Genomic DNA, 1363 nt, shown 5'->3' with positions numbered 1-1363 from the left:
TAATCATCTGCTGTATGGTCATATTGTGATGCTCTATAATCATCAGGCACTTCTATATATGTACCTTGAATTTTTCTTCTACAGCAGCTTAAAACCCAGAAGGGCATCTATTCTTTATAGACTTGCCAAAACGTTTTTTCTTATTAAACTTACCCTTATGTTTAACTCAAGTAAAAATTATGTGACTTTCATCCCATAGGCAAGCCTATGGGTTTTTCGCCACTAATTATAACAGGCGGATATGCTTCTTCAAATTGTTTCAAACAAAGTGTCAATGTGTCATCTAAATAGCTTAAAGCCTGATTTCTGATATTTACAGGAATACCATAATACGCTTCCGCAATACTACCGCATATAGCCCCTATTGTGTCACTATCTCCGCCAATAGAAATCGCATTTCTAATTGCATCCTCATAGTCCATTGATTCAAAGAAAGCCTCTAATGCCTGAGGAACTGTTCGTTGACATATTTCATTAAACTCATAAGTATCTCTTATTTCATCAAGAGTAAAATCTATCTTATAGAAATTCTGATTAATATAGTCTTTAATTTCTTCTTTTGTTGAACCTGTCTTAGCTAAATATATGGCGGCAGCTGTTGCCTGTGCTCCTTTGATACCTTCAGGATGATTATGGCTGATAGCAGTCACTCTTTTTGAGAGTGCTAACGCTTCTTCCAAAGAAGAAGCCACAGTACCTGCCGCACTTACTCTCATAGAGGCACCATTACCATAACTATTATAAGGCTTTGGATCATCTCCAAAGATCCAAAAATAGAAGTTAACTCCATAACCACAATAAGGATATTGTCTACCTAGTGACTGCATGCAATCTATTGTATTCTTTTCTAGATTTTCATAGTCAGGTTGACTTTTAAGTAATCCTGCTCCTATTGCAAGGCTCATAATACTATCATCCGTAGGCATACATTCCTTTATAAATAGTTCAAAGTCTTTTCCTTTATAATTTTCCCATTCAAATCTAGAACCAACAATATCTCCAATAATTGCACCTAACATCCAATCATCTCCTTTTTAACATACCATAAGCAAGAATTTTCCCCACCTTTAGGGTGTTGGTTGAAGCAGGAAGCCTAGACTTCTAAGCAAAGCGAAAGTCAGGGTAGTTCTTATTTAGGTTATTTTTCTCAGAGTAATTTCTGTAATACGTTTGTGAACTACCTCGACTTAATACTCCGTATTTGAAGTCAAGGCTTCTAGGATGCTTACGCATCCGTTTAAGAAGATTGATATTTAAGTTTCCACCTATTGCTAGGCAATCCTTATTCTTATTGCGTGTCCACTTCGCCTCTACTGTATAGGATGTTTACATCCACAACTCTACTTTTACGCATGATATTTAA

General features: G+C 36.0%; 1 protein-coding gene. It reads right to left on the bottom strand.

Features of this window, described 5'->3' with window-relative positions; translation table 11 throughout:
* Window positions 1-188 precede the first annotated feature (188 nt).
* Window positions 189-1019, bottom strand: a complete 831-nt coding sequence (locus tag B2S90_RS01270) for an ADP-ribosylglycohydrolase family protein (protein WP_286696428.1) — start codon at window positions 1017-1019, stop codon at window positions 189-191.
* Between the last annotated feature and the right edge of the window lie 344 nt (window positions 1020-1363).

The sequence above is a fragment of the Catenibacterium sp. UBA627 genome, assembly GCF_002299355.1.
Lineage (GTDB): Bacteria > Bacillota_I > Bacilli_A > Erysipelotrichales > Coprobacillaceae > Catenibacterium > Catenibacterium mitsuoka.
Note: the sequence above shows the minus strand (reverse complement) of the source record. Positions and strands in the feature narration are given on the sequence as shown.

Coding starts and splice junctions, on each gene's coding strand:
- B2S90_RS01270 (WP_286696428.1), bottom strand. CDS start 1,019: ATGTTAGGTGCAATTATTGGAGATATTGTTGGTTCTAGATTTGAATGG.